5 protein-coding genes are annotated in these 6,690 nt (G+C 37.6%); 2 read left to right on the forward strand and 3 right to left on the reverse strand.

Annotated elements, in window-relative coordinates:
- Nucleotides 1–4: 4 nt before the first annotated feature.
- The 3 genes from murD to Q0954_RS02695 form a co-directional block, all read right to left on the reverse strand.
- Nucleotides 5–1,513 carry a UDP-N-acetylmuramoyl-L-alanine--D-glutamate ligase gene (gene murD / locus Q0954_RS02685; RefSeq protein WP_299453210.1) on the reverse strand — a complete coding sequence of 503 codons (1,509 nt, stop codon included), beginning with the start codon at nucleotides 1,511–1,513 and terminating at the stop codon, nucleotides 5–7.
- Between the two features lie 469 nt (nucleotides 1,514–1,982).
- Nucleotides 1,983–2,768, reverse strand: a complete 786-nt coding sequence (locus Q0954_RS02690) for a tetratricopeptide repeat protein (protein ID WP_299453213.1) — start codon at nucleotides 2,766–2,768, stop codon at nucleotides 1,983–1,985.
- Nucleotides 2,765–3,328 (reverse strand): sigma-70 family RNA polymerase sigma factor, encoded by a 564-nt coding sequence (locus tag Q0954_RS02695; RefSeq protein ID WP_299453215.1) that lies wholly within the window; start codon nucleotides 3,326–3,328, stop codon nucleotides 2,765–2,767. The genes Q0954_RS02690 and Q0954_RS02695 overlap by 4 nt, the downstream gene beginning before the upstream one ends.
- A gap of 1,055 nt (nucleotides 3,329–4,383) precedes the next feature.
- Here Q0954_RS02695 and Q0954_RS02700 point away from each other — a divergent pair.
- Together Q0954_RS02700 and Q0954_RS02705 are read left to right on the forward strand one after the other, a co-directional pair.
- Nucleotides 4,384–5,154, forward strand: a complete 771-nt coding sequence (locus Q0954_RS02700; RefSeq protein ID WP_299453217.1) for a hypothetical protein — start codon at nucleotides 4,384–4,386, stop codon at nucleotides 5,152–5,154.
- Between the two features lie 235 nt (nucleotides 5,155–5,389).
- Entirely contained in the window at nucleotides 5,390–6,328 is a 939-nt protein-coding gene (locus Q0954_RS02705; RefSeq protein WP_299453219.1) for a hypothetical protein, read from the forward strand.
- The last annotated feature ends 362 nt before the right edge of the window (nucleotides 6,329–6,690 follow it).

The following is a 6,690-nucleotide window of genomic DNA, read 5'->3' on the forward strand; positions in this document are numbered from 1 at the left end:
TAATTTATCTTTTCTTTTTACGGCTTTTGAGGCGTACCAGCTTTTGTACTGCCTTTTTGAAACTATCGCCGCGTTCTTCGTAGTTTTTAAACAAGTCGTAACTTGCGCAGGCAGGAGACAACAACACCGTGTCGCCAGGTCTGGCAAGATCAAATGCTTGTTCTACTGCTTCGTTGATTTGCTGGGTACGAATAGTTACATGCACGGTTTCTCTAAATGTGTTGTGTAGCTTTTCGTTATCCGATCCCAAACATATCAATATTTTTACTTTTTTGGCAACCAAATCTCTGATTTTTTCATAGTCATTGCCCTTGTCCACTCCTCCGGCAATCCAAACGAGTTTGCGTTCATCTTCGCCCATTTTTATACTGTCAAGGGCATAAAAAGCAGAATCAATATTGGTAGACTTCGAGTCATTGATAAACTTTACTTCGCTCAATTCGGCCACCTCTTCCATACGGTGGGGAGCATTGCTAAAGTTTTTTAGGCCTTCGTGCAATACCACGGGTGACGCCCCCAGGATATGACAAGCCTGTAGTGCAATCATAGCATTGAAAATATTATGTTTGCCGGGCAAAGGTAGGTCTGCCACTGGCACAGTCATGGTCTTTTGCTCGTCGCTGCCTCTATCACTAAAGTTTAATACAATGTTGCCATTTTCTTCGTCCCAATAAGACAAACTTTGTTCCTTGGCTTTTTCCGGATCAGCATTTTTTAGGCTTATAGGCAAACAATAGGGCAAAATGCGGTTAGGTGTAGGCTCCTCTCCTTCGCTAACGCCTACTACACCTTCGGTTATTTTCTGCAACCTCTCGGTTACATTGGCATCGTCGATATTATATAAAAAGTAATCTTCCGGAGTTTGTTTTTGGATTACCTTAAACTTAGAAGCGATGTATTTATTGATATTGTTTTCGTAACGGTCCATGTGGTCTTCGGTAATGTTGATCAGCATAGACAAATGAGGGCGAAACTCATAGCAATTGTCTAGTTGAAAACTGCTTACCTCCACCACAAAAAAATCGTAAGCATCGTCTACTACTTGCTTGGCAAAGCTTTCTCCTATATTACCTGCCAACCCCACTTTAAATCCTGCCTGCGTAAGCAAATGATGGGTAAGCAAGGTAGTGGTAGACTTACCATTGCTGCCAGTTATTCCAATCATTTTGGCTTTGGTATACCTTGCGGCAAACTCTATTTCTGAAATAATAGGAATTTGCTGACGGGTTACTTTGCGTACCATAGAGGCGTTTTCAGGAATACCAGGGCTTTTAATTACCTCATCGGCTATCAAAATAAACTCTTCGGTATGTCCTTGCTCTTCAAAAGCAATGTCATTGTCTATCAGAGTTTTGCGATAATTTTCCTGCAAAATAGAGCTATCCGACACAAACACATCAAAACCTTTTGCTTTGGCAAGCAATGCGCTACCTACGCCACTTTCGGCACCTCCCAAAATCACGATTCGCTTTGTTGCGTTTTGCTCTTCTGTTGTTGTTTGATTATCTGCCATTATGTTTATTAATTATTTGAGCGACAAGTTCTTAACTAAAACTAATGAGGCAAGTGTTATTCAACAAATCCAGTGTTTTAGACTTTGCCTCTTAGGAATGGTGTAAAAATAAATTTCTATAGTAACGCTAAAATATTTTGTTGCTAGACGCGGCAAAATATTGGCTAATAGCAGCGCTATTCGGCTATTTTTTAACAACGTATAGCCTCAAAAGATGAGATTAAGAATGTAAATTTATTTTGGTACCATTCCTTATGGTGGGTTAGTATCTAAAAACACAAATATCTTACCACCGCCTGAGTCAAATTTATCACAATATTTAGAATTAGACACGTGATTGGAAAAATAAGTCACAAATGCTGACGCTCTTCCATTAAAAAAGCCCAACCGTTTATTTAAAAACAGTTGGGCTCGTCATCCAGTACGCTGGGTATTTGGATGACTACATGCGCTAATCAGGCAAAAGTATTTAAAGTTGTTTGAATAACTTTGTTGCCTTTTTCTGGTAAAAATTATCCTCTTTCATTAGTTGCTTCAACACACTTTTGCATTTGTCTACTTGCTTGTCTGCCAAAAACGCCAGCGCCAAATACCACAATGCTTGTTTCTGATAACTAGCCGACACGTGGTTTTTCAGTGCCTCAAAACGCTTGATGGCTTCAGGAGCATTGCCATTGCTGAGGTAAGACATTGCCAAATAAAAACTGACTACCTCGGTAGGCTTTTTCTGGGCTATGGCCAACAATTGGTCAATGGCAGCAACATAATTTTGCTGTTCATACATAAGCAGCGCTTGCTCTAATGGCTTTTTTACGGCACCGTTGCGCACTATAGGCGCAGCTACATTAGGATAAGGCTCAAAATAGCTTATAAAAAGTGTTTCTGGTGAAGTTTCCTTGCGGATAAAAAACCAGCCTGCCGTACATATCAATACAATAGCGGCAGCAATACTGACTATACGCCAGTAAGAACGTCCCAAGCGAGGATTCTGACCTTCAGAACCCTTGGCTTCTTCATCTCGAATGACTGAAAATACAGGCGAGGGTAAAGGCGCTGCATTGGCTATACCCTGTAATTCTTTTTTTAGTTCAGACCGACCAAAGGCATGCATGGCAATCAGCAGGTCTTTGGCTTCGTTTACCTCCTTGGCAAACGCTGCATCTGATACTAACCTAAGTTCAAACTTGGTTTGCTCCTCGGCAGATAATTTTCCCTCAATATATTTTTCAATCAATAATTGGTTTGTATTACTCATCTTAAATCTTCTTTCAAACCTGTTTCTTCTATCCCGGATTTTAACCGCTTCATACAACGGTTTTTCTGAACTTTGACCACATTTTCTGATTTGTACCCCAGTTTTTCCACAATTTTTCTAATCGACAATCGATCATAGTAATATAATTTCAATATGGTTTGGCAAGGTTCCCCCAAAGCCTTGATTGCCGCCAAAATATTGGATTGTTGTTCACTAAGGGCTATTTTCTCAAAGGCTATCAGCTCATCGTCTTCCACGTCTTTTATGTGCTCTATGTCAGCCGTCTGATTGCTTTTTTTCTTTGCCCAGCTCAACAATATATTTTTGCCAATTGCAAACAAGTAGGTCTTTGGTGAGCAACTCAACTCTTGTACCTTGTTTTTCATTATATTTTCATAAAAAGCAATGGTGGTATCCTGGTAAGCATCTTCTGCTTCTTGTGGGCTGCAATAAAAATTTTTGATCGCCCACTTTATAAAATCTACCCGGTATTGTTTATATAAATTTACAAGTGCTTCACGTTTTCCTGACCTGATATTTTCAATAATTTCTTTGTGCATTAGTTATTTATCTATATGTTTTCGATAAGATAGGTTAGCGTTTGTCATATTATTTAGGTGAAAACCTGGTATAAGACAAGGTGGTTTTTATGAGGGATTGACTATAACACCCTGAAGTTGCCTACTTTCACAACAAATATTACAACCTTTTTAGTGTTCATAAATGCCATTTTCGTTCAACCCGTGCAAGAACAAGGCAACAATATGTCAAAACTATTGCAATATTACATAAGTACCACAGTTCATACAAAATTTACCAGTATAGAATCCCTCCCTTTTGATGCCACCTATGGTAAATTCAGTACGGTTCTCCCTAATAAAAATGCTTTAAACCTTCGCTTGAATCCCTAAATCGGAGTTGCTGCTTGATAAAAAAGATAAAAATAAGGGAAATTATAGATAAACAATCAGAAAAAAACGTAGTTGTTTTAGGACAAAGGGTGGTCATACTCAAGGTTTGGCGATCTATTTGCTCCGTGAACGGGGTCACTTTTGATGGGCTCCTACACTTAGTTTTGGACACCTATTTTGAATATTGTTGCTTAGTTTCAACAACAAGTTAGCATTGCTGCGATTGACTTAGGAATGGTACCAAAATAAATTTACATTTTTAACGTCATCTTTCGCTGACAGAATTCGTTAAAAAAACTTGTCGTAGCGCTGCTATGCCGCGTTTTTTTGCCTCTCCTGCCAACAAAATATTTTGGCGTTACTATATTTATTTTTACACCATTCCTTAGTAACTTTGTTTCTGTTTTTGCTTAAGGGAGCAAACAAGAAATAACCTACCTATTTTGTAGCTGCTCTTTTGCCCCGAGACTTTGTTACTTTTAGCCTTTGGCAGAGCCCCGAACTTGATTCGGGGGATTTATAAACTCGGCACAGCAAAGCTGTAGCCTCGGTTTGCAGCCGTAGCACTTTAAAAAGTGCCGCGTCTCAGAATAAAATAGTTAGCAAAGAAAAGGTATCCTATTTTTTAATTGCTCTCTAACTTATCTACTAGTACTAAAAATGCCTCATGTTGATGGCTCAACAACAGCACAACAGTTTTTTGAATGAATAACAATAATCTACATAAACTACTTCTTAAGAACCCTCACAAGTTTATTGCATCTAATGAAATCCAGGAAATCATTAGAAAAACAGCCTATAAATTCACTAGTCGAGGGGGCATTCACGGTTTTTCAAAGGATGACCTTGCACAAGAGATTTTGTATGTTATTTTAGAGAAAAAAATTGGTTATATCGCCCAAAACTATAACCCTGACATTACCAGCATTCAGAGCTATATGAGCAGAGTTGCGTTTAATATTTGTCTGGAGCTACTCAGAAAACAACAAAACAAACCTGTACTTAAAAACAGTTTGGATGCTGATACCGAGAACTTGTTGATCAACGAACATAACGGCACTACTCCTGAATCTAGTTTTATAGAAAAAGAGATAATAGAAAGAGAAGTGGAGCGTTTAAAGAGTTATCTTAAGATGTTTGCAAAATATCAGCATAAATTTACCCTCTTGCTTAAACTCTACTGTAGAATTGTACTGACCAAACAAGATTTCAAGAATTTTGCGGTGGGTTTTTCAAGCAAAGAGCTTAATCTCTATTACCAACAGTTTAGCAAAGAATACACTGATTATTCCGATAAAGAGATCTATCAAATCATTACTCCTTTACTGAACAAAGTAGAAACAAAACAAAACTCCCCTGACTCGATTAGAAAGTGGCTGGATAGTAAAGTCTCTGCTTTAAAAGAAGTAATGAACCAAAGCCCTCATTATCAATACGATACAGAGGCTTTTAAAAATTTAATCAGATTATTGTAAAAAAATCTCCATAACTCAAGCCAAACTTGGGTATATATATACAACAACATATACTATTTTAACCAAAACTGTCCGTTAAGGCGTTTAAAAATAGTATGTGTATAAAGGGGCTCATTCTACGGCTCCTTTATAATTAAATAAAAATTAACATTCAAATAGATATATTCATCACAATGTATGTCTATGGTGTAATACACAACAAAAAAGGGTAGTAAATTATAAATAATGTGGCAAAATGAAAGAAAACCATGTAATGTTCAAACAATCAGTATTTTTTGATGATAATGGTGAATTAAATGATACAGGAATTTTATTATATGTTGATGCACTCAGACTTCAACGGGAAAGCGAATTACCAGAAGATTTGGTAGAACATGTGACCAACTCGGTAAACGATCAAAAGAAAATTTTTGAGTATTATGAGTTTGTCAAAGATGATGACCCCCAGGAGCTTATTCCTCATCCTTATTTTGATAAAAACACAAAAAAAAACACCCCAGTAGTGGGGCTTAACAAGTTTCAGGGGCTAGGCATTGCAGCAGCATTATTGCTCACAATGGGGGGAGGGTACTTAGCAACCAAATTATGGAAATACGACAATGGCAAAACACCAGGTAACCGGATAACAGTTACAGACTCTGTTTCAAGTTCAAAGAAAAACATGGCGCCTACGCCCATCAGCAAAAAAGGCACGGTTAAATCCATCAACCAGCAACCAACCACTGATAGTGCTCGCCCAAATTCTAACAGCAACTCAAGCAAAGAGACTCCTCTACCCAACAAAAATACTCAACCTATATCACCCCAAACCAACTTATTGGAAAATGAAAAGTTGTTGGCAATGCAGCACATTTCTTATTATGACAACCAAATCAACCGTTTAAGTAACAACCGTTCGGGTAGCATAAAGGTGATTGCTCCAGCAATTGATGCTCAAAGTAAAAACATTGTTTTTCGCTGGACAAATCCTACACAAGACTCGTTACGACTAGAGGTTTTTACCAAAGAAACCGATGATTTGGGGAGAAAAGCATTTATGATTGCCCCAAAAAGTAGTCAATTTACACTTCCGGCAGATTTTAAGTCTGGCTTGTATTACTGGGAACTCAAACAAGTAATGAATAATAGTCGGGAAAAAAGGGTTGGACTGGGTAGATTTATAGTGGCTAAATAACCTACATACCATACACTAAAAAAAGGCTTGATGTTTTTGAATTTATTTCAAAAACATCAAGCCTTTTTTTATACCATAATCTCAACCACCTGCTGTGCTTTAGACGCTACTACTCAAGTAACTTTTAAAAATTACTTGCGTATTTTCATAATACAAAGTTTTAAACACGACCTAAACTTGCCTTAATCGGCGTTTCTTGTCGTCCAGATAAGCTAATTATTTTTATAAAACAGCGTATTTTTTTATATTAGACTTCTTGCGAAAGTGTTTTAAGCAGCATTTGCATTTACGAAAGTAGCAATCAGTGTCGCTCTTAGACCAAACCTGCTATGACTACGATAATGGTTTTTCAATAATTTGAA

Source organism: uncultured Microscilla sp. (genome assembly GCF_947493425.1).
GTDB lineage: Bacteria > Bacteroidota > Bacteroidia > Cytophagales > Microscillaceae > Microscilla.

Bases quoted from the DNA above. Each gene is read 5' to 3' on its own strand.
- murD (WP_299453210.1), bottom strand. From the start codon at position 1,513: ATGGCAGATAATCAAACAACAACAGAAGAGCAAAACGCAACAAAGCGA.
- Q0954_RS02690 (WP_299453213.1), bottom strand. From the start codon at position 2,768: ATGAGTAATACAAACCAATTATTGATTGAAAAATATATTGAGGGAAAA.
- Q0954_RS02695 (WP_299453215.1), bottom strand. From the start codon at position 3,328: ATGCACAAAGAAATTATTGAAAATATCAGGTCAGGAAAACGTGAAGCA.
- Q0954_RS02700 (WP_299453217.1), top strand. From the start codon at position 4,384: ATGAATAACAATAATCTACATAAACTACTTCTTAAGAACCCTCACAAG.
- Q0954_RS02705 (WP_299453219.1), top strand. From the start codon at position 5,390: ATGAAAGAAAACCATGTAATGTTCAAACAATCAGTATTTTTTGATGAT.